Here is a 19,601-nt window from a genome sequence, read left to right as displayed (position 1 = left end):
AAGACTTTAGAAGGCATTTGGCCCTGTATTAACTATTGTCTTTATACCAGGCACGTCAAGACAGACGGAATGAAATTTTTGCGAAATCAGTATCAATAAGGGAGATGACGGATGGAACGTTGCGGTTGGGTGAGCCAGGATCAGCTTTATATCGACTATCACGATCGGGAATGGGGCGTGCCGGAAACGGATGGCAAAAAACTCTTTGAGATGATCTGCCTGGAAGGCCAGCAGGCGGGGTTATCATGGATTACGGTATTGAAAAAACGCGAAAACTATCGCAACGCCTTTCACCAGTTCGATCCTGTCGCCGTCGCTGCGATGACCGATGAGGACGTTGAGCGACTGGTGCAGGATGCCGGCATCATCCGCCATCGCGGTAAGATCCAGGCCATCATCGGTAACGCACGCGCTTATCTGGCGATGGAGCAAAACGGCGAATCATTTTCAGATTTTGTCTGGACGTTTGTGAACAACGATCCGCAGGTTACCCAGGCCGCCACGCTCGCGGACATCCCGGCCTCCACCCCGGCCTCGGATGCGCTCTCGAAGGCCCTGAAAAAACGCGGCTTTAAGTTTGTCGGCTCCACCATCTGCTACGCCTTTATGCAGGCCTGCGGCCTGGTCAACGACCACGTTACCGGCTGCTTCTGTCATCCGGGAGGCCATCATGATCCGCAAATGGCAAAGTGAAAATACCGCTCCGCTTCTGAGCCTGTGGCTTGAAAGCACCACGGAAGCACATCCGTTTATCGAACCGGGTTACTGGAAAGAGAACGAGGCCATGGTGCGGGATGTTTACCTGCCGTCAGCCGAAACCTGGGTCTGGGAACAGGATGGCAAACCTTGCGGATTTATCAGCGTGATGCAGTCTCAGTTTGTCGGCGCCCTGTTTGTGGCGCCGTCATGCATCGGGAAAGGGATCGGGCGCGCACTGCTGAACTATGTTCAACAGCGCTTCCCGCACTTAAGCCTGGAGGTGTACCAGAAAAATGTCCGGGCGGTGAACTTCTACCATGCTCAGGGCTTTCGCATTGAAGACAGCGCCTGGCAGGATGACACCCAGCACCCGACGTGGATCATGAGCTGGCAGGCGGATCAAACGCCGTTAAGGTAAGCGCGGGCCCCTGATATTTCTCGACCCAGGCCAGGGCCGTATTCCCTGCGCAACCGTTCCCCAGCTTCGAGCTGGGGAGATCTTTGGTCAGCACGTTAACCGCTCCGTTTTTACAGATACCGCCTTCGGCAAGCTCAAGGTCAGGCCATGCGCCCTGATGAATGCAGATCACGCCCTGTTTAATCCCGTCGCTCACCACCGCCCCTGCCAGCACCTGCCCGCGCGAGTTCCAGACGCGCACCACGTCGCCGTCCGCAATCCCGCGGGCTTGCGCATCTAGGGTATTCAGCGTGATCGGCTCTCGCCCGGCGACCGCATACTGCTCGCGCAGGGAGGTATAGTTAAGCTGGCTGTGCAGACGGTGCGCGGGATGCGCTGACAACACCTGCAGCTGCTCCGGCTGGGCATTACCGTGCCACTCGTCCGGCTCAAGCCACATAGGGTGTGGCGGGCAGTCGGCATAACCAAAGCTGGCGATGCGCTCGCTGTGGATCACAATCTTTCCGCTCTCGGTTTTCAGCGGGTGGTTCTCGGGGTCGCGGCGGAAATCGGCAAAACGGACAAACTTCGCGTTCTGTTCACTCTCCGGCATCTCGACGATCTGGTTCGCCTCCCAGAACTCAGCAAAGGGCGGAAGCGTCACGCCCTGCGCTGCGCCGCGCTGTCCGGCAATCTGGTAGAAGGTCTCCAGCCATTGCAGATCGCTTTTCCCTTCGGTAAAACGCGCGCGACCGCCCGCTTCCCACAGCTCGCTCAGTTCAGCAAACACGTCAAAATCATCACGTGCTTCATCTCGCGGGGCCACTACGCGCTTCATCGGGACCATATGCTGGTTGCTGTAGTCGCCGGTCATGGTGAGATCGTTACGCTCAAACGAGGTGGTCGCCGGCAGCACAATATCTGCATGCTTAGCCGAGCCGGTCCAGAAGCACTCTGAAATCACCACCAGCTCCGGCTTTTGCCAGGCGCGGATCAGGCGGTTGGTATCCTGATGGTGCGTGAAGTTCGACCCGCCCGCCCACCAGACAAATTTAATATCCGGGAAGTGGCGGTCCAGACCGTTGTGCTGATAAAAACCGCCCGGATTCTCCAGGGCCTCAACAATACGCGCCACCGGGATTTTATCCACCGCATCCACGCCGCCCTGCACCGAGCCTTGCAGAGACGCCAGCACCGCCGCTTTACGCGTGGGGTTACCGCCATTGGCAAAATGATAGGAGAGACCAAAACCGCCGCCCGCCGTACCGATCTGCCCAAGCATCGCGGCAAGGGTCACCAGCATCCAGTGTTTTTGCTCGCCAAACTGCTGGCGCTGCATCCCCCAGCCGGACATTAACATCGTGGTGTTTTTATGGAACAACGCCGCCAGTTCGCGGAGTTTTTCCGCTGGAACGCCGCAAATCCTGGCCGCCCACTCTGCCGTTTTCGCCACCCCATCGGACTGGCCCGTCAGGTAGTCGGCGAATTTATCGAAGCCGGTGGTACAGCGCGTCAGGAATTCGACATCGTGCCAGCCGTTTTCGACCAGCGTATGGGCGATACCCAGCATCATTGCCACGTCGGTGCCCATATGGGGGGCAATCCACTCGGCGCTGTCGCCGAAGAAATCCATGGTTTCAGAGCGCATGGGGTCAATGCAGATGATGCGCTTGCCGCTTTTGCGCAGCGCGTCGAAATACCCAATGCCCTGCTCGTCGCTGGCATTCCAGGCAATTTTCAATGTGTTAAGGGGGTTAGCGCTCCAGAGCACGACCACATCGGTATGCTCCAGCACCAGCGGCCAGCTGGTCTGCTGCTGGTATACTTCGTTCCCTCCCACGACGTACGGCATGATCGCCTGCGCCGCACCGGTGGAGTAATCCCCCAGATGACCGGTATAGCCTCCCGCCAGGCTCATATAGCGCTGCAGCAGCGTTGAAGCCTTATGCAGAACCCCGTTAGAACGCCAGCCGTAGGACCCGGCGAAAATGGACGACGGACCGTAACTGTCGCGAATGCGCTTGTGCTGGGCGTGGATAAGCGCCAGCGCGTCATCCCAGCTCACGCGAACAAACTCATCCTGACCGCGAACTCCCTGCGGCTTGTCCGGCGAGGCCAGAAAACCTTTACGCACCATCGGCCAGCGCACGCGCGTTTTGCTATGCACCTGATCGCGAACGACGGTCTGTAACGAGTTGGGATGTTGGGTTGGCAGTGCCCCGCGGGACGACAGAACATTTTCGCCATCAGTTTCGACCAGCATCGGTCCCCAGTGGGCGGCGGTCAGAATGGTTTTCGTTGAGGTGCTCAAGCGTGCGCTCCTGGTTGCGTGCAGGTTTTACGGCCTTCTTGCTGAGGCAGTTTATGGTTTGTCACAAATTTCAGAGTTATACCCGGAATTTTCTCCGTATCTGGACGTCATAATCAACTGCCACGCTCGCCGTGGCAAAGAATAAAAAGGATTAAGGAAAGAAGATGAAAAAACGCGTACTCGTTATTGCCGCTCTGGTGAGCGGTGCCCTGGCTGTTTCTGGCTGCACAACCAACCCTTACACCGGTGAACGCGAAGCGGGTAAATCCGGCATTGGCGCGGGTATCGGCTCGCTGGTCGGCGCAGGCGTTGGGGCGCTCTCCTCCTCCAAGAAAGACCGCGGCAAAGGCGCGCTGATTGGCGCAGCGGCAGGCGCAGCGCTTGGCGGCGGCGTAGGCTATTACATGGACGTGCAGGAAGCGAAGCTGCGCGACAAAATGAAGGGAACCGGCGTGAGCGTGACGCGCAGCGGCGATAACATCATCCTGAACATGCCGAACAACGTGACCTTCGACAGCAGCAGCGCAACGCTGAAACCGGCGGGTGCGAATACCCTGACCGGCGTGGCGATGGTGCTGAAAGAGTACAACAAGACCGCTGTAAACGTGATGGGCTACACCGACAGCACCGGCAGCCAGGATCTGAACATGCGTCTGTCCCAGCAGCGCGCCGATGCCGTGGCCAGCTCGCTGATCACCCAGGGCGTTGAAGCGAACCGCATCCGCACCAGCGGCATGGGCCCTGCCAACCCTATCGCCAGCAACAGCACGGCGGAAGGCAAAGCGCAGAACCGCCGCGTTGAGATTACGTTAAGCCCAATTCAGTAATCGCATTTCCCCCTCTCCCCGTGGGAGAGGGTTGGGGTGAGGGCACCAGACCGCACCCCAGGTAAGCGCAGCACCACCAGGCAAATTACTTGATTCGTCCGATTTTCCCGCTAAGGTATTCTCACTAAATTCAGGGAAATCAGCGATGAGCAAACCAGCCCGGGCCACCATCAGCGACGTGGCGAAAGCCGCCAAAACCGGTAAAACCAGCATTTCGCGCTACCTCAATGGCGAGAAACACCTGTTGTCCGACGCATTGCTGGCGCGTATTGAACAAGCCATTGCCGATCTCGACTATCGTCCCAGCCTCATGGCGCGCGGGCTTAAACGCGGTCGCACCCGCCTTATCGGGCTTATCATCGCCGATATCACCAACCCCTATTCCGTGAACGTGCTTAGCGGTATTGAAGCCGCCTGTCGCGAGAAGGGTTTCACGCCGCTGGTCTGTAATACCAACAACGAAGTCGATCAGGAGCTGCATTACCTCGACCTGCTGCGCAGCTATCAGGTGGAAGGGATCGTGGTTAACGCGGTGGGCATGCGCGAAGAGGGGTTAAACCGCCTGCAGCAATCCTCCCTGCCCATGGTCCTTATCGACCGTAAAATCCCGGAATTTGCCTGCGATGTGGTCGGGCTGGATAACACCCAGGCCGCCACGACCGCTACCGAACACCTGATCGAACAGGGCTTCGAGGCCATCCTGTTTCTGAGTGAACCGCTGGGGATGGTCAACACCCGTCGCGAGCGCCTGAGCGCATTTCGCGCCACGCTGGAGCGATATCCCGGCGTGATCGCCGAAAATGCCGAAACGCCGCTTCACGAGGCGGGGCAGCTCGACAACACCCTGCGTCAGTTCCACACGCGCCATCGCGGGATGCGCAAAGCCGTTATCTCCGCCAACGGGGCGCTGACGCTCCAGGTCGCCCGCTCGCTCAAGCGTATTGGCCTGCACTGGGGCAGCGATATCGGTCTGCTGGGGTTTGATGAGCTGGAGTGGGCGGAGCTGGCCGGCGTCGGCATTACGACACTCAAACAACCCACCTGGCAGATTGGCTATGCTGCTGTTGAACAAGTGGTTCGTCGTATTGAAGGCACCAGCGATGCCGTTCGCGAGCAGGTCTTCTCCGGCGAGCTGATCGTTCGCGGCTCCACCGCACGTTAAATTTCCCTTGTGATAGCGATCATAAATTCAACATCCTGACCTTTTCTTTGGAACCGGTTCCATCTAGCGTAATAGTATTGATATGTTGCGATGGAGTCCGAAGATGGGCAGGAAAATTATGGTGGTCACCGCCGCGTACGGTGCGGAACAGGTGCGACAGGCGGGCGGTCAGCGGGCGATGCTGCCCGTTATTGCAGGCGCAGGGGCAGACGGCGTGGAGATCCGCCGGGAACTGTTCAGCAGCGACGAGCTGCTGGCGCTGCCGGCGCTGGGCGAATCCATTGAGCTGCTCGGCCTGCTGGCGTGCTACTCCGCCCCCGCCGCCCTGTTTATGCCCGACGGCACCCTCAACCCGGACCTGACCCACTATCTCTCTGAGGCCAGCACCCTGAACGCCCTGTGGCTGAAGGTTTCCCTGGGCCATTTCCGCGATGCGCAGCCTCTCGACGCCCTGCGTAGCCTGCTGAACGCAAGCGGCATGGCGCTGGTCGTGGAGAACGATCAGACCGACTGCGGACAGCTCGCCCCCATGCAGCGCTTCCAGGCCGCCTGCCGGGAAATGGCGCTCCCCGTCACGCTGACCTTCGACATGGGCAACTGGCTGTGGGTTGGCGATTCGCCTGAAGAAGCCGCACGTCATCTGGCCCCTGCGGTGAGCTATATCCACGTTAAAGCCGCCGTGCCGCATAAAGATAACTTCCGCGCCGTGGCACCGGACCACGCCGATGCGCGCTGGCTGGATCTGCTCGGCCAGCTCCCTGCCGATGCCCCACGCGGGATCGAGTTCCCGCTGGAAGGGACGGATTTAACCGCCGTTACCCGCCATTACGTCAACCTGCTGCGCGAGGAGTAAATCATGCACAAGACGCTGGATGTCATCACGATCGGCGAAGCCATGGCGATGTTTGTCGCCACTGAAACGGGCGAACTGAGCGCGGTAGAGCACTTTATCAAGCGTGTCGCAGGCGCAGAACTGAACGTCGCGACCGGCCTGGCACGTCTCGGCCTGAACGTGGGCTGGGTCAGCCGCGTGGGGGATGACAGCTTTGGCCATTTCGTTCTCGATTCGCTGAAAAAAGAGGGTATCGATGCCGCAGGCGTCACCCTCGACGGACGCTTCCCTACCGGGTTTCAGCTTAAATCTAAGGTCGAAAATGGAACCGATCCCATCGTGGAGTATTTCCGCAAAGGATCGGCCGCAAGCCACCTCTCTGTCGCGGATTACCACGCCGATTACTTTGCCTCCGCGCGCCATCTGCACCTGAGCGGCGTGGCGGCAGCGCTCTCTGCCAGCTCGTATGAACTGCTGGACCATGCGGCAGCCACTCTGAAAGCCCAGGGCAAAACGATCTCGTTCGATCCGAATTTGCGCCCGGTGCTGTGGAAAAGCGAAGCGGAAATGGTCGAGAAGCTCAACCGTCTGGCGTTCAGAGCGGACTGGGTTCTGCCGGGCCTGAAAGAAGGGATGATCCTGACCGGCGAAAATACGCCGGAAGGCATTGCCGATTTCTACCTGAATAAAGGGGTAAAAGCGGTGGTGCTGAAAACCGGTGCCGATGGCGCATGGTTTAAGACGGCCAACGGCGAACAGGGCGCGGTCGCGGCGGTGAAGGTTGAGAACGTTGTCGACACGGTCGGCGCGGGCGACGGTTTTGCCGTTGGCGTAATTAGCGCCCTGCTGGAAGGCAAAACGCTGCAGCAGGCCGTCGCGCGGGGCAACAAGATTGGCTCGCTGGCCATTCAGGTGCAGGGCGACAGCGAAGGATTACCCACCCGAGCACAGCTCGGAGTATGAATTCCCTCTCCCGGTGGGAGAGGGCCAGGGTGAGGGCAACAAGCCGCACCAGATAATTAAGCCACCGTGTACCCTACAGACAACGGCGGTAACAACCTCAACAACAGAGGCAAGCCTATGAACAGTTCGACCAATGCAGTAAAACGCTGGTGGTACATCATGCCAATCGTGTTTATCACGTACAGCCTGGCGTACCTTGACCGTGCCAACTTCAGCTTCGCGTCCGCGGCGGGGATCACAGAGGACCTTGGCATCACAAAAGGTATCTCCTCCCTGCTGGGTGCCCTTTTCTTCCTGGGCTACTTCTTCTTCCAGATCCCCGGCGCGATTTATGCGGAACGCCGCAGCGTGCGTAAGCTGATCTTCATCTGTCTGATCCTGTGGGGCGCCTGCGCGTCACTGACCGGCATGGTGAACAATATTCCTGCCCTGGCCGCCATTCGCTTTATCCTCGGCGTCGTTGAGGCGGCGGTTATGCCCGCGATGCTGATCTACATCAGCAACTGGTTTACCAAATCTGAACGCTCGCGCGCGAATACCTTCCTGATCCTCGGTAACCCGGTCACGGTACTGTGGATGTCGGTGGTGTCCGGCTACCTGATCCAGTCCTTCGGCTGGCGCGAAATGTTTATCATCGAAGGGGTGCCGGCGATTATCTGGGCCTTCTGCTGGTGGGTGCTGGTGAAAGATAAACCTGCCCAGGCGAAATGGCTTTCCGAAGATGAAAAAGCGGCGCTGCAGGCGCAGCTGGACAAAGAACAGCAAGGTCTGAAGGCGGTACGTAACTATGGTGAAGCCTTCCGCTCGCGTAACGTAATCCTGCTCTGCGCGCAGTACTTTACCTGGAGCATTGGCGTGTACGGTTTTGTGCTGTGGCTGCCGTCCATTATCCGCAGCGGCGGTGAAAACCTCGGCATGGTCGAAGTAGGCTGGCTGTCATCCGTACCGTATCTGGCGGCAACCATCGCGATGATTATCGTTTCCTGGGCGTCGGACAAGCTGCAGAACCGCAAGCTGTTTGTCTGGCCGCTGCTGCTGATTGCTGCCTTCGCCTTTATTGGCTCCTGGGCCGTGGGCGCAAATCATTTCTGGGCCTCTTATACCCTGCTGGTGATTGCCGGTGCCGCCATGTACGCCCCGTACGGACCGTTCTTTGCCATCATCCCGGAAATGCTCCCGCGTAACGTCGCCGGTGGTGCAATGGCATTGATTAACAGCATGGGTGCGCTGGGCTCGTTCTGCGGCTCCTGGTTCGTCGGTTACCTGAACGGTGCCACCGGCAGTCCATCCGCATCGTACATCTTTATGGGGGTGGCGCTTTTCGCCTCTGTGTGGCTTACTCTGGTTGTTAAGCCTGCTAATAATCAACAACACCCTGTCGGCGCTCGACACGCCTGAATCCTTAAAAATCAACGGAGATTAGCATGAAGCCGTCCGTCATTTTGTATAAAGCACTGCCGGAAGATCTGCAGAAACGTCTTGAAGAACACTTCACCGTCACCCAGGTGAAGAACCTGAGCCCGGAAACCGTGGCGCAGCACGCCGACGCGTTCGCCAGCGCCGAAGGCCTGCTGGGTTCAAGCGAGAAAGTGGATGTCGCCCTGCTGGAGAAAATGCCGAAACTTCGTGCTACCTCTACCGTTTCCGTGGGTTACGACAACTTCGATGTGGATGCCCTTAACGTCCGCAAGATCCTGCTGATGCATACGCCGCATGCCCTGACGGAAACCGTGGCCGACACGCTGATGGCGCTGATGCTCACCACGGCCCGTCGCGTAGTGGAAGTCGCCGAGCGCGTCAAAGCGGGCGAGTGGACAAAAAGCATTGGTCCGGACTGGTTCGGCGTGGACGTTCACGGTAAAACGCTGGGCATTGTCGGTATGGGGCGTATCGGGCTGGCACTGGCGCAGCGCGCGCATTTTGGTTTTAACATGCCGATTCTGTATAACGCGCGTCGCCACCACAGTGAAGCCGAAGAACGCTTCAACGCCCGTTACTGCGAGCTAGATACCCTGCTGCAGGAGGCCGATTTTGTCTGCCTTGTCCTGCCGCTGACGGACGAAACCCGTCATCTGATTGGCAAAGAAGCGTTTAAGAAAATGAAGCAGTCAGCCATTTTCATTAACGCGGGTCGTGGCCCGGTGGTGGATGAGAAGGCGCTGATTGAGGCCCTGCAGAACGGTGAGATCCATGCAGCAGGTCTGGACGTCTTTGAGCAGGAGCCGCTGCCGGTGGATTCGCCACTGCTTTCGCTGCCTAACGTGGTTGCGCTGCCGCACATCGGCTCAGCCACCCATGAGACGCGCTACAACATGGCGGCCACTGCGGTCGATAATCTCATCGCCGCCCTTAGCGGAAAGGTGGAGATAAACTGCGTGAACCCGCAGGTGCAACGATAGAAACGAAAAAACCCGCCAGAAGGCGGGTTTTTGAATTTTGTGCTACTGGGTTGGAAGCTTACAGGCTTACAACGTTACCAGCTGCTGGGCCTTTAGCGCCGCTTTCGATGGTGAAGGACACTTTCTGACCTTCGTCCAGAGATTTGTAGCCATCGTTCTGGATAGCAGAGAAGTGTACGAACACGTCTTTAGAGCCATCGTCAGGAGTGATGAAGCCGAAACCTTTATCAGCGTTGAACCATTTTACCAGACCAGTCATTTTAGCAGACATAGAAATTACCTTATTAACAAATATATTGTGCCTTCCGGCTTGATGGATTGCGTTACAGATTTTTAAGCGATGAAGGAAGGGTCACAACGAAGGGTATCTATGGATAACAATCTGGACTGCTTTACTAAACTGCTTTAGGTCTGTGTAACAAACCGACGGGGATAGTTATACCGATGTGGTAGAGGAATGACAAGCGTTATTTTCGATATGCATAAAAAACCCCGCCGGAAGCGGGGTTTTTCGGTTTATTCTGTGGCAGTGACTGCGGTACTCCAGGCCTGGCTAAAGGCCTGATGCTGGGAGGCCAGCGGCCCAATCAGCGTATTGTACTGGCTTGCCTGCTGCGAGGTCGGGAACTGAATACCGTTGGCAACAAAGCTCACCTGCGTATTCTGCTGGGCGATAAAGTCACCCACCTGGACCAGCTGCTGCGTGAAGATTTGCGCGGCCGGGATCAGCGGTTGCAGCGCTTCAGACGGCTTGGTCACCACTTTCTCATACACTTTGTCGAAGACCGGTTTGAGATCGTCGCCCTGCTTCAGCGCAGAACGTGACGCGTCAGCCTGCATTTTCGCATTCTGCAACTGCTGGCTCAGCACGCCAAGCGCACCGTTGGACTGGCGCAGTGGTTCACGCTGCGTCATGTAATCCTGCGGAACGCGAATGGCGTTCACGCTATCCACCACGGGACGGATACCGGAATCCATCGCCTGGCTCACCTGCTGTGAATAACCATATAGAATGGCGTAATCGGACACGAAGGGGCCAAACTGTTTTTTCTGATCCGCAGTCAGCGTCGGCAACCGTTCGCCGCTGCGCATCACTGTATTCTGCAGAAAATCGATAAACGCTTTGCGCTGATCGCCTTCTTTATCAAAACACCCACTCAGGCTAACAACCATCAACAACGCCGCAATAGGCGCAAACCAGCGAGAGCAGGACTTTCCTGTCGCCATTTTATTACTCCTTTCACCCAAAAAAGCGCACACCGGCACACGCGTGCCCGACGCTGACAAGGATAGTCCAGGTCAGCCTTGCAAGATACTCTTTTCATGCAAAACGGCTATTGCCGATTTATTTCTTACCATTTACAAAAAAATACCTGGCGAAGCCGACATATGACTAATCAGGGAATTAGCATAACTATCCATATCGCTGAATCGGGTAAAGCGATCTTGACCGCACGATTAATCACACCCGTGACGATCCTGGGTTGGTATTAGGGACTATTCTTAATTGGCTCTCTGATGTTCTTGATCACGATGTGAGATTTAAGAGGAGTCCTCAATGGAATATAAAGATCCTGAGTTTGAACTGCTGAGCAGTCTGGAACAGATCATTTTTAAAGATGTACCGCAGACGATTACCCTGCAACAAAAATCCAATCCCTTTACAGAATATGAGCAATTGCGCAAAGGGACAGGACTGAAAACGGAAGAATTCGCCAGAGCGATGGGTGTCAGCGTGGCTATGGTGCAGGAGTGGGAGTCAAAACGTGAGAAACCCACCCCAACCGAGTTAAGGCTGATGCGCCTGATTCAGGCCAACCCTGCACTCAGCAAACAGATAGCGTAGTGAAGATTGAATGCCCCCGCCTTTGCGGGGGCTTGTGTTTTAAAGGCTATCACAACGCCAGCCCGCCTCTTCCCACACCAGCTCATGCGTTAATGTTAATCCTCTTAGAAAAGCCTCATCGTGTGATACCACCATCAGAGCCCCGGGGAAACCGGCCAGCGCGGCTTCAATGGCCTGGACCGAGGCCAGATCCAGATGGTTGGTCGGTTCATCCAGCAGCAGAAGCTGCGTGGCCTCCGCGCGCCACAGCACGCAGGCCAGGGCGGCCTTAAGACGCTCGCCGCCGCTGAGCTCCGCCAGCGGGAGCATCACTTTGTCAGCCCCCAGTTGAAGCTGCGCCAGACGGGTTCGTAATACCCCCTCTTCCAGAGGCGTATGACTCAGGTTGAGATGCGTCATGACCGACTGCGAAAGATCGAGCCGGGTCAGATGTTGGTCGAGATAAGCGCAGCTGACGGATACCTTACAGGTACCCGAATGGGGGACAATCTCGCCGAGGAGGGTTTTTAACAGCGTCGATTTGCCGCAGCCGTTCGGCCCCTTTAACGCCACGCGCATCGGTCCATCCATCCGCCAGTTGAGCGGGGGAACAGGCACATGCGGCAGCACCAGATCCTCCAGCACCAGTACCTTTTTGCCCTCCGGAACCTGACTCCCCGGCAGAGTGAACATCACCGGGTTATCGTCTTCAACGCGTTCACGCGCCTTGTTAACCGCGGCGTTCAGCGCTTCGTTTTGCTCGCTGTGCTGTTTTTTCCAGGAGCCGATACGTTCCTTTGCCGCGCCTTTATATTTGACCCGCTCGAACGATGCGATATTCAGGGTATCGACGGTGCGCAATGTCTTTGCCGACCGCCGCTGGCTGTCGTCATGCTCTTTTTGCATCCGTGCCCGTGTACGTTTGCGCTCGGTTGCCGCATGTTCCAGCGCCGAGCGGGCCGCCTGCTGTTCGGCATCGCGCTGGGTTTGATAATCCGCATAATTCCCGCCGTAGCTGCGCAGACCCGAGGCGCTCAGTTCAAGGATACGCGGCACCTGCTTCAGAAGTTCGCGGTCATGGGAGGCCACCAGCACGCCACCCTGATACCGACTCAACTGGTCGTAGAACCACACCCGGCCTTGTCGATCCAGATGGTTAGTGGGTTCGTCCAGCAGCAGGAAATCCGCTTTCGCTGTAAACGCCCCACACAGCAGGGCGCGAATGCGCTCACCGCCGCTGAGTTCAATGGCGGGTTTATCCGGATCAAACGGTGGGAGCTGCGCATTCATAAACGCCTCGCTCAGGCGCTCGGCGACATCCCAGTGGCCGTCGAGCAACGCCAGATCGTCAGGCTGGTAATCGCCGCTGTCGATGCGCTTACGCGCCGTAAACATCGCGTCATACCCGAGCAGTTCAGCCAGCGTCGTCTGCGGCGAAATAACGTGCTGCTGCGCCACCCAGGCATGCGAGCCAAAGCGTTCAATATGACCGGTAGCCGGTTCGTCCATCCCCGCCAGCAGACGCAGCAGACGCGTTTTCCCGCTTCCGTTGCGGCCAACCAGCGCACACAGGGAGGGTTCCAGCGTGAGATTCAGAGGACCAAAAAGAATATCGCCCGTCGGAAACTGACAGGTGACCTGATGCAAAATAAAAGAAGGGGACTGCGCAAAATGAGCCATAAGCACTCCTGAATGAAATCAAAACATCCCCTGCCGACGCGGTAGCGTTTAGCAAGGATCGAAATTCATCAGTCGTGTTTGTTCATTTTTGGGGGGCGCTCCAGCGCGAGAAAGTTAACGGGATAAGGATAGCGGTAATGGGTTGACCATTTCAAGGTTAAATTTTGGGCGACTTATACTCCCTCTCCCTTTGGGCTGAGGGATCCCCACAAATTAATGCGAGCAGTGAACAATCCCCTCGCCCCTTTGGGGAGAGGGTTAGGGTGAGGGGGAGCATACGGCTCTGGTGGTCATTCCGTTCACTTTATGTTCCTTGCTACTCTGTAACGACAATACCCGTGAACGTGCCAGGGTGGCTCAGTCTGCACTGAACCCCATATCCTGGACACCAGATCATAAAATCTGGAGGTTCAGATGAGATATCCTTTTCACATTCGTCTTGCGGCTGTACAGCATTACATGACTGGTGAGTCGAGCATTAAAGAAACAGCACATCTGTTCAGTGTTGGCCGGACGCCTCTTACCCGCTGGATACGGGCTTACAGGCGTCAGGGAAAGGCCGGGCTGGAGGACCGTCCTGCACGGGCCTATACTTCAGCTTTCAGGCTCCGCGTAATCCGTTATGTTACTGAACACGGTTGCAGCTATGCGGAAGCTTCAGCGCGCTTTGCCATTCCAAATGAATCGCTCATTCTCGACTGGACAAGACGTTACCGGAAAGGAGGCGCACAGGCGCTTAATACAGCCAAACCCGGGCCCGCTATGTCACAGAAAAAGTTTATACCTGACTCCAGACCGCTCAGTGAGATGACTCCCTCAGAACTTCTGAGAGAGCTGGAATATCTGCGGGCGGAAAATGCATATTTAAAAAAGCTCAAAGCCCTGAGGGAGGAAAACGCTCTCAGGGAACAGCAGAAAAAACGCGAGTGATACAGAGTTTGCTTGCAGACCACCGACTTGTTTACCTGTTATGTGCCGCAGGGCTGGCGCGTAGCACGTATTATTACCAGCTCTCCAGACCTGTCACTCAGTCGGAGCGGTATGCATCTGCTGTCAGTGCTATGTCCACCATCAGTCAGAGAAATGCACAACGCTACGGCTACCGAAGAATGACGGTGGCGCTGCGTAATGAAGCCTTCATCCTGAACCATAAAACGGTTCGCATATTGATGAAAAAGTATGGCCTGACATGTCAGTTACGCCGAAGGAAATACCGTTCCTGTATGGCTGGAGGCGGACTGGCTTCAGATAATCTGCTTGCCCGTAACTTCACTGCTGCATGCAGTGGAATAAAGTGGTGCACAGACGTGACGGAGTTCCGTGCCGGTGGTCAAAAACTGTTCCTGTCAGCCCTTCAGGACCTGTTCAATAATGAAATAGTGGCCTGGCAAACATCAACCAGTCAGTCACAACCTCTGGTCTGCAGGATGCTAAAAAAAGCGCTTAAAGCATGCAGAAACAAAGAAGGCGCGATGCTACACAGCGATCAGGGCTGGGCTTACCGAACACCTGTATGGCGCAGAATGCTGGCTGAAGCGGGCATCACACAAAGTATGTCGCGTAAGGGTAACTGTCTGGATAATGCAGTGATGGAAAACTTCTTCAGTCATCTGAAAGTAGAGATGTATTACAGGAAAAAGTACAGTTCAGTGAAAGAACTGGAAAGCGATATTGGCAGATATATTCGCTATTACAACACCGAACGAATCAGTTTAAAAACGGGCGGGATGAGTCCGGTACAATACCGGACGCTGGCAGAGCAACAATGAAATCGCAGTGTCCAGGTTTAGGGGTTCAGTGCAGTCGCCACCACCCTGGCGACCCGGGCTCCCGGCGGTAAATCGCCGCTACGCGGTACCTTCGGCTTATTCCTTCCGGCTTATCGGGGACGGGCGGAGGTAACATCCCTGTAAAGCCCGCCCTCTCGGCGCATCCATGCGCCTCGCCCCGGCCTGCAGGAAACGCCTCAGCGATTTACAGCCGGACCATAGCGTCGCTGTAAGACCTCTGCCCGCAGTATGCTTTTCATTGCGGTAATTTTGCGAGTCTCTTTCCAGAAATGGTAATATCCTCAGTGGCATAGCTCAAATCTATTGCCGCCTGTCTTGATGAGCAGTAAGTTCTCTTTGCACCTGCAAAATCAGGTGCCGGGTTTAGCATCCTGGCTTATCTTATCGGCGGCACATTATGTGCAGCATGCTTTGCTACATCTCAATGGTGGGCTGAGCAGGGGCATCGAAAGATGCGCCGGTATCCGATAAGGCCGGTAATGCTAACTCTGTTCAGTCCACCACCAGCGAAGTTAGCATTTCCGGTGGTGGAAGCTTTATCACTTATCGGAGGCTGCCAATATGGCTACTACCCCAACCCAAGCTCATTCTTTATTCACCCTGCCCTTCAACCACGCCACCGACTTCACCGAACTGGCGGATAACTGCGAACGTTTTACCGACGCACTGGTAGATTGCGAAGAACCCGCCCCAAAAATGGCGCTTTACGGCAGACTTTATGCCTGTCTGAATCTTCTGCAACCCACGCTTCTGGAACCTATTCCGGACGCTTTAAAAGCCAGCCTGACCGTGAAGGAACTCCCGTCACGCCTTCCGGCTTTCGAACCCGAATGCGATCAGCTGGGGCGCTACTGTCAGGAGCTTACGCAGATGCTGATGAACGGCTCACTGCCGCGACAATCTGAAATCGTGATGGAAGATTTGCTGTGCGAGCTGGTCAGCTACTTTGCTGATACGCTGAAGGCACCGCGCTGGCTGCAGACAGACGAAGGCACAATCGCGATCGGCTAAACCTGCCGGATGGCGCTGCGCTTATCCGGCCTACAAAAGACCCATAAAAAAACCCGCCGAAGCGGGTTTTTAGCATGTGTAACAGCGGATACATTACTGCAGCAGCGAAATATCCGCCACGCGCAGGAACAGCTCGCGCAGTTTTTCGAGCATGGAGAGACGGTTAACGCGCAGCTCTTTATCTTCTACGTTCACCATCACTTTCTCGAAGAAGGCGTCGATAACGTCACGCAGCTCGGCCAGCTCCACCAGCGCTTCCTGGTAGCGACCTTCCGCGAAGTACGGCTCGAGCTTGTCGCGCAGCACCACAACCTGCATCGCCAGAGCGATCTCTTCCGGCTCTTTCAGCGTCGCGGCGTTTACGCGCTCGTTCAGCGTCTCGTCGGATTTCGCCAGAATGTTAGATACACGCTTGTTGGCCGCGGCCAGGGCAGATGCCGCTTCCAGCGTACGGAAGTGGGAAACCGCCTTCATACGCGCATCGAAATCAGCCGGACGGGTCGGACGACGCGCCAGCACCGCCTGAATGGTGTCAACGGTGTAACCTTCGTCCTGATACCAGGCGCGGAAACGACCGAGCATGAAGTCGATCACGTCATCCACCACGTTCGCGTTGGTCAGCTTGTCGCCGTACAGACGCACCGCTTCTTCGGTCAGGGTCTGCAGATCCAGGTTCAGGTTCTTCTCAACGATGATACGCAGCACGCCGAGCGCAGCACGACGCAGCGCAAACGGGTCTTTGTCGCCTTTCGGATGCTGACCGATACCAAAGATACCCGCCAGGGTGTCCATCTTATCGGCAATCGCTACAGCACAGGCAACCGGGTTGGACGGCAGTTCGTCACCCGCAAAGCGCGGCTGATACTGCTCGTTCAGGGCCACAGCCACGTCTTCCGCTTCGCCATCGTGACGCGCGTAGTGCATGCCCATGACGCCCTGGGTGTCGGTAAATTCGAACACCATGTTGGTCATCAGGTCGCACTTGGACAGCAGACCCGCACGCGTCGCGTGGTTAACGTCCGCACCAATTTCACGGGCAATCCAGCCGGACAGCTCCGCAATGCGGTCGGTCTTGTCGCGCAGCGTCCCCAGCTGCTGCTGGAACAGCACGGTCTGCAGGCGCGGCAGATTATCTTCCAGACGCTTTTTACGGTCGGTATTGAAGAAGAACTCGGCATCCGCCAGACGTGGACGCACGACCTTCTCGTTACCGGAGATAATCTGGATCGGATCTTTCGATTCGATGTTCGCCACGAAGATGAAGTTCGGCAGCAGCTTGCCGTCGTTGGCGTAGACCGGGAAATACTTCTGGTCACCCTTCATGGTGTACACCAGCGCTTCAGCCGGTACGGCCAGGAATTTCTCTTCAAACTTCGCGGTCAGCACAACCGGCCATTCAACCAGAGAGGTCACTTCTTCCAGCAGGCTTTCGCTCAGGTCGGCGTTACCGCCAATCTGGCGCGCCGCTTCTTCGGCGTCCGCTTTGATTTTGGCTTTACGCTGTTCGTAGTCGGCAATAACTTTACCGCGCTCCAGCAGGATTTGCGGATACTGGTCGGCATTGTCGATAGTGAACTCAGGCTCGCCCATAAAGCGGTGGCCGCGGATCACGCGATCGGACGCCACGCCCAGAATGGTGGCCGGAATAACGGTGTCGCCCAGCAGCAGGGTCACGGTGTGAACCGGACGCACGAAGTGCACGTCAGACGCGCCCCAGCGCATCAGCTTAGGAATCGGCAGCTTCGCCAGAGACGTGGCAATCATGTCCGGCAGCAGCGCTTCCGCGCTTTCGCCCTTCACGTGCGCACGGTACAGCAGCCACTCGCCTTTATCCGTGGTCAGACGCTCGGCCTGATCAACGGTGATGCCGCAGCCGCGCGCCCAGCCTTCAGCCGCTTTGCTCGGTTTGCCTTCCGCGTCAAAGGCCTGGGCAATCGCCGGGCCACGTTTTTCGACTTCGCGATCTGGCTGGGACGCCGCCAGATTTGCCACTTTCAGCGCCAGACGGCGCGGTGCAGCAAACCACTCAATGTTACCGTGTGCCAGGCCAGCGTTATCCAGCTCGGCAGTCACGTTCGCAGCGAAAGATTCAGCCAGGCTGCGCAGGGCTTTTGGTGGCAGCTCTTCGGTGCCGATTTCCACCAGGAAAGTTTTCTCAGACATGGCCGCCTCTTATTTGTTTCGGTTGCACATCGGGAAGCCAAGGGCTTCACGGGACGCGTAGTAAGCTTCTGCAACGGCTTTGGTCAGGGTACGAATACGCAGGATGTAGCGCTGACGTTCAGTCACGGAGATGGCTTTGCGGGCGTCCAGCAGGTTGAAGCTGTGGGCGGCCTTCAGAATACGCTCGTAGGCAGGCAGCGGCAGCGGAGTCTCCAGCGCCAGCAGCTGCTGCGCTTCTTTCTCGTACTGCTCGAAGCAGGTGAACAGGAAGTCCACGTCCGCGTATTCGAAGTTATAGGTGGATTGCTCCACTTCGTTCTGATGGAACACGTCGCCGTAGGTGGTTTTACCCAGCGGGCCGTCGCTCCAGACCAGGTCGTAAACGCTGTCTACGCCCTGAATGTACATCGCCAGACGTTCCAGACCGTAGGTGATTTCACCGGTGATCGGCTTACATTCCAGACCACCCACCTGCTGGAAGTAGGTGAACTGGGTCACTTCCATGCCATTCAGCCACACTTCCCAACCCAGACCCCAGGCACCCAGCGTTGGGTTTTCCCAGTTATCTTCCACGAAACGGATGTCGTGGATGGTTGGATCCATACCCAGCTCTTTCAGCGACCCGAGGTACAGTTCCTGAATGTTGTCGGGTGATGGCTTAATCACCACCTGGAACTGATAGTAATGCTGCAGACGGTTCGGGTTCTCACCGTAACGACCATCGGTCGGACGACGGGAAGGCTGCACATAAGCAGTCGCCATTGGCTCTGGACCCAACGCGCGTAAGCTGGTCATCGGGTGTGAAGTGCCGGCGCCGACTTCCATGTCCAAAGGTTGAACAATGGTACAGCCCTGACGAGCCCAGTAATCCTGTAAGGTCAGGATCAGGCCCTGGAAGGTCTTGGTATCAAACTTTTGCATAGTATTTCGTGCTGGATACGTGTGGTTTTAAATGGAAGGGACCAGTATACCCGCTGGCTGCAAGATATACAGTACGAAACGGGGTTGTTTAGGGAAAATTGGGAAATAAGCCTTGCAGCCAGAACGCTGACGGCGTCTGGCTGTTGATTATACGAGCAGACTAACGCATGGAGAGGTGTAAAAACTGACCGTCCGCATCAAACGAGCAGACAAAGCCCTCTTTGCGCGACGTATGGCCCCGCAGCTCATAGCTGCCCTGAAAACGTTCGAAGCCGGTAACGTCAATTTTCTGCACGTCCGAGTTATAGCGGCGAGCAGCCCGATCTTTACAGAGCGCTTCCATATTCAGTGAACGTTCCGGGCTCATTTTACCCTGCTGCGCTTTTTGCACAGGGGCTTCCTGTGGCGCACTGCATCCCGCCAGGATCAACAGCAGAAAGAGTGACGCCACACGCTTCATCATCATTTTTATTACCGCCCTGGTCAGTGGCTGTTATTTTTAGTATCAACGCTTTTATAGATTATGGTCCGGCATTCTGCGAATCTCGTGGCCTCCCGACAAGCCTGCGGAATAAAACTCAGAATTTTCCAAACGAAGACATTTGGACAATGGGAGTCACA

The 19,601-nt window shown here is 56.5% G+C and carries 18 protein-coding genes and 1 pseudogene; 12 read left to right on the top strand and 7 right to left on the bottom strand.

The genetic code is table 11. From position 1 onward, the window contains the following. The first annotated feature begins 111 nt into the window (after nucleotides 1-111). Together tag and AC4IC4_RS00870 are read left to right on the top strand one after the other, a co-directional pair. A complete protein-coding gene (gene tag, locus AC4IC4_RS00875; RefSeq protein ID WP_032650807.1) occupies nucleotides 112-693 on the top strand; it encodes a DNA-3-methyladenine glycosylase I in 582 nt (193 codons plus the stop codon). Next, the gene (locus AC4IC4_RS00870; RefSeq protein WP_024909082.1) at nucleotides 671-1,117 is read left to right on the top strand and encodes an N-acetyltransferase; all 447 of its coding nucleotides are present in this window, start codon (nucleotides 671-673) and stop codon (nucleotides 1,115-1,117) included. The genes tag and AC4IC4_RS00870 overlap by 23 nt, the downstream gene beginning before the upstream one ends. Here the strand turns inward: AC4IC4_RS00870 and AC4IC4_RS00865 are convergent. Continuing rightward, nucleotides 1,080-3,359: a molybdopterin guanine dinucleotide-containing S/N-oxide reductase gene (locus AC4IC4_RS00865; RefSeq protein WP_491472859.1), complete on the bottom strand. Its 2,280-nt coding sequence runs from the start codon at nucleotides 3,357-3,359 to the stop codon at nucleotides 1,080-1,082. The genes AC4IC4_RS00870 and AC4IC4_RS00865 overlap by 38 nt on opposite strands. 212 nt (nucleotides 3,360-3,571) lie before the next feature. On the opposite strand from AC4IC4_RS00865, the gene AC4IC4_RS00860 reads away from it, so the two are divergent. The 6 genes from AC4IC4_RS00860 (at nucleotide 3,572) to ghrB (ending at nucleotide 9,590) form a co-directional block, all read left to right on the top strand. After that, complete coding sequence (locus tag AC4IC4_RS00860) at nucleotides 3,572-4,234, top strand: OmpA family lipoprotein (protein ID WP_024909080.1); 663 nt, start codon at nucleotides 3,572-3,574, stop codon at nucleotides 4,232-4,234. A 145-nt stretch (nucleotides 4,235-4,379) separates the two neighbouring features. Next, entirely contained in the window at nucleotides 4,380-5,396 is a 1,017-nt protein-coding gene (locus tag AC4IC4_RS00855; RefSeq protein WP_008502761.1) for a LacI family DNA-binding transcriptional regulator, read from the top strand. A 103-nt stretch (nucleotides 5,397-5,499) separates the two neighbouring features. Continuing rightward, the gene (locus AC4IC4_RS00850) at nucleotides 5,500-6,249 is read left to right on the top strand and encodes a sugar phosphate isomerase/epimerase family protein (protein ID WP_491472004.1); all 750 of its coding nucleotides are present in this window, start codon (nucleotides 5,500-5,502) and stop codon (nucleotides 6,247-6,249) included. Nucleotides 6,250-6,252: 3 nt separating this feature from the next. Further along, the gene (locus AC4IC4_RS00845) at nucleotides 6,253-7,191 is read left to right on the top strand and encodes a sugar kinase (protein WP_032650801.1); all 939 of its coding nucleotides are present in this window, start codon (nucleotides 6,253-6,255) and stop codon (nucleotides 7,189-7,191) included. A 117-nt stretch (nucleotides 7,192-7,308) separates the two neighbouring features. Then, the gene (locus AC4IC4_RS00840; RefSeq protein ID WP_024909077.1) at nucleotides 7,309-8,589 is read left to right on the top strand and encodes an MFS transporter; all 1,281 of its coding nucleotides are present in this window, start codon (nucleotides 7,309-7,311) and stop codon (nucleotides 8,587-8,589) included. Between the two features lie 26 nt (nucleotides 8,590-8,615). After that, nucleotides 8,616-9,590, top strand: a complete 975-nt coding sequence (gene ghrB / locus AC4IC4_RS00835) for a glyoxylate/hydroxypyruvate reductase GhrB (protein WP_491472003.1) — start codon at nucleotides 8,616-8,618, stop codon at nucleotides 9,588-9,590. A gap of 58 nt (nucleotides 9,591-9,648) precedes the next feature. Here ghrB and cspE read toward each other — a convergent pair whose 3' ends face one another. Together cspE and AC4IC4_RS00825 are read right to left on the bottom strand one after the other, a co-directional pair. Continuing rightward, nucleotides 9,649-9,861 carry a transcription antiterminator/RNA stability regulator CspE gene (gene cspE, locus AC4IC4_RS00830; RefSeq protein ID WP_003860775.1) on the bottom strand — a complete coding sequence of 71 codons (213 nt, stop codon included), beginning with the start codon at nucleotides 9,859-9,861 and terminating at the stop codon, nucleotides 9,649-9,651. 245 nt (nucleotides 9,862-10,106) lie between these two features. Continuing rightward, nucleotides 10,107-10,817: a DUF3053 domain-containing protein gene (locus AC4IC4_RS00825; RefSeq protein ID WP_417928011.1), complete on the bottom strand. Its 711-nt coding sequence runs from the start codon at nucleotides 10,815-10,817 to the stop codon at nucleotides 10,107-10,109. 331 nt (nucleotides 10,818-11,148) lie between these two features. Here AC4IC4_RS00825 and AC4IC4_RS00820 point away from each other — a divergent pair, with 331 nt between their 5' ends. Beyond that, complete coding sequence (locus AC4IC4_RS00820; protein WP_008502755.1) at nucleotides 11,149-11,436, top strand: HTH-type transcriptional regulator; 288 nt, start codon at nucleotides 11,149-11,151, stop codon at nucleotides 11,434-11,436. 39 nt (nucleotides 11,437-11,475) lie between these two features. On the opposite strand, the gene AC4IC4_RS00815 is transcribed toward AC4IC4_RS00820, so the two are convergent. Next, nucleotides 11,476-13,095, bottom strand: coding sequence for an ABC-F family ATP-binding cassette domain-containing protein (locus AC4IC4_RS00815; RefSeq protein WP_491472002.1), 1,620 nt, complete (start codon nucleotides 13,093-13,095; stop codon nucleotides 11,476-11,478). Between the two features lie 414 nt (nucleotides 13,096-13,509). On the opposite strand from AC4IC4_RS00815, the gene AC4IC4_RS00810 reads away from it, so the two are divergent. The 3 genes and pseudogenes from AC4IC4_RS00810 (at nucleotide 13,510) to AC4IC4_RS00800 (ending at nucleotide 15,896) form a co-directional block, all read left to right on the top strand. Further along, nucleotides 13,510-14,864, top strand: a protein-coding gene (locus AC4IC4_RS00810; protein WP_491471184.1) for an IS3 family transposase whose coding sequence is annotated in 2 segments (ribosomal slippage) — nucleotides 13,510-13,960 and nucleotides 13,960-14,864 — 1,356 coding nt in all. Because the reading frame shifts where the segments join, the coding sequence is not laid out codon by codon here. A gap of 514 nt (nucleotides 14,865-15,378) precedes the next feature. Continuing rightward, nucleotides 15,379-15,558 (top strand): annotated as a pseudogene (locus AC4IC4_RS00805) (hypothetical protein); the annotation flags it as partial. Further along, entirely contained in the window at nucleotides 15,486-15,896 is a 411-nt protein-coding gene (locus AC4IC4_RS00800) for a hypothetical protein (protein WP_491472858.1), read from the top strand. The pseudogene AC4IC4_RS00805 and the gene AC4IC4_RS00800, both read left to right, overlap by 73 nt. Before the next feature lie 93 nt (nucleotides 15,897-15,989). Here the strand turns inward: AC4IC4_RS00800 and glyS are convergent, their stop codons facing one another. The 3 genes from glyS to AC4IC4_RS00785 all read right to left on the bottom strand — a co-directional run bounded on the left by glyS (nucleotide 15,990) and on the right by AC4IC4_RS00785 (nucleotide 19,446). Beyond that, the gene (gene glyS / locus AC4IC4_RS00795) at nucleotides 15,990-18,059 is read right to left on the bottom strand and encodes a glycine--tRNA ligase subunit beta (RefSeq protein ID WP_157188454.1); all 2,070 of its coding nucleotides are present in this window, start codon (nucleotides 18,057-18,059) and stop codon (nucleotides 15,990-15,992) included. Nucleotides 18,060-18,068: 9 nt separating this feature from the next. Beyond that, entirely contained in the window at nucleotides 18,069-18,980 is a 912-nt protein-coding gene (gene glyQ, locus AC4IC4_RS00790; RefSeq protein WP_003860141.1) for a glycine--tRNA ligase subunit alpha, read from the bottom strand. 160 nt (nucleotides 18,981-19,140) lie between these two features. After that, the gene (locus AC4IC4_RS00785) at nucleotides 19,141-19,446 is read right to left on the bottom strand and encodes a YsaB family lipoprotein (protein WP_024909071.1); all 306 of its coding nucleotides are present in this window, start codon (nucleotides 19,444-19,446) and stop codon (nucleotides 19,141-19,143) included. Nucleotides 19,447-19,601: the final 155 nt, after the last annotated feature.

This window comes from Enterobacter sp. Taxon_2 (genome assembly GCF_058355295.1).
The sequence above is the reverse complement of the archived record's forward strand: the minus strand, read 5'-3'. Positions and strand labels throughout refer to the sequence as shown.

Bases quoted from the DNA above. Each gene is read 5' to 3' on its own strand.
- tag (WP_032650807.1), top strand. From the start codon at position 112: ATGGAACGTTGCGGTTGGGTGAGCCAGGATCAGCTTTATATCGACTAT.
- AC4IC4_RS00870 (WP_024909082.1), top strand. From the start codon at position 671: ATGATCCGCAAATGGCAAAGTGAAAATACCGCTCCGCTTCTGAGCCTG.
- AC4IC4_RS00865 (WP_491472859.1), bottom strand. From the start codon at position 3,359: ATGCTGGTCGAAACTGATGGCGAAAATGTTCTGTCGTCCCGCGGGGCA.
- AC4IC4_RS00860 (WP_024909080.1), top strand. From the start codon at position 3,572: ATGAAAAAACGCGTACTCGTTATTGCCGCTCTGGTGAGCGGTGCCCTG.
- AC4IC4_RS00855 (WP_008502761.1), top strand. From the start codon at position 4,380: ATGAGCAAACCAGCCCGGGCCACCATCAGCGACGTGGCGAAAGCCGCC.
- AC4IC4_RS00850 (WP_491472004.1), top strand. From the start codon at position 5,500: ATGGGCAGGAAAATTATGGTGGTCACCGCCGCGTACGGTGCGGAACAG.
- AC4IC4_RS00845 (WP_032650801.1), top strand. From the start codon at position 6,253: ATGCACAAGACGCTGGATGTCATCACGATCGGCGAAGCCATGGCGATG.
- AC4IC4_RS00840 (WP_024909077.1), top strand. From the start codon at position 7,309: ATGAACAGTTCGACCAATGCAGTAAAACGCTGGTGGTACATCATGCCA.
- ghrB (WP_491472003.1), top strand. From the start codon at position 8,616: ATGAAGCCGTCCGTCATTTTGTATAAAGCACTGCCGGAAGATCTGCAG.
- cspE (WP_003860775.1), bottom strand. From the start codon at position 9,861: ATGTCTGCTAAAATGACTGGTCTGGTAAAATGGTTCAACGCTGATAAA.
- AC4IC4_RS00825 (WP_417928011.1), bottom strand. From the start codon at position 10,817: ATGGCGACAGGAAAGTCCTGCTCTCGCTGGTTTGCGCCTATTGCGGCG.
- AC4IC4_RS00820 (WP_008502755.1), top strand. From the start codon at position 11,149: ATGGAATATAAAGATCCTGAGTTTGAACTGCTGAGCAGTCTGGAACAG.
- AC4IC4_RS00815 (WP_491472002.1), bottom strand. From the start codon at position 13,095: ATGGCTCATTTTGCGCAGTCCCCTTCTTTTATTTTGCATCAGGTCACC.
- glyS (WP_157188454.1), bottom strand. From the start codon at position 18,059: ATGTCTGAGAAAACTTTCCTGGTGGAAATCGGCACCGAAGAGCTGCCA.
- glyQ (WP_003860141.1), bottom strand. From the start codon at position 18,980: ATGCAAAAGTTTGATACCAAGACCTTCCAGGGCCTGATCCTGACCTTA.
- AC4IC4_RS00785 (WP_024909071.1), bottom strand. From the start codon at position 19,446: ATGATGATGAAGCGTGTGGCGTCACTCTTTCTGCTGTTGATCCTGGCG.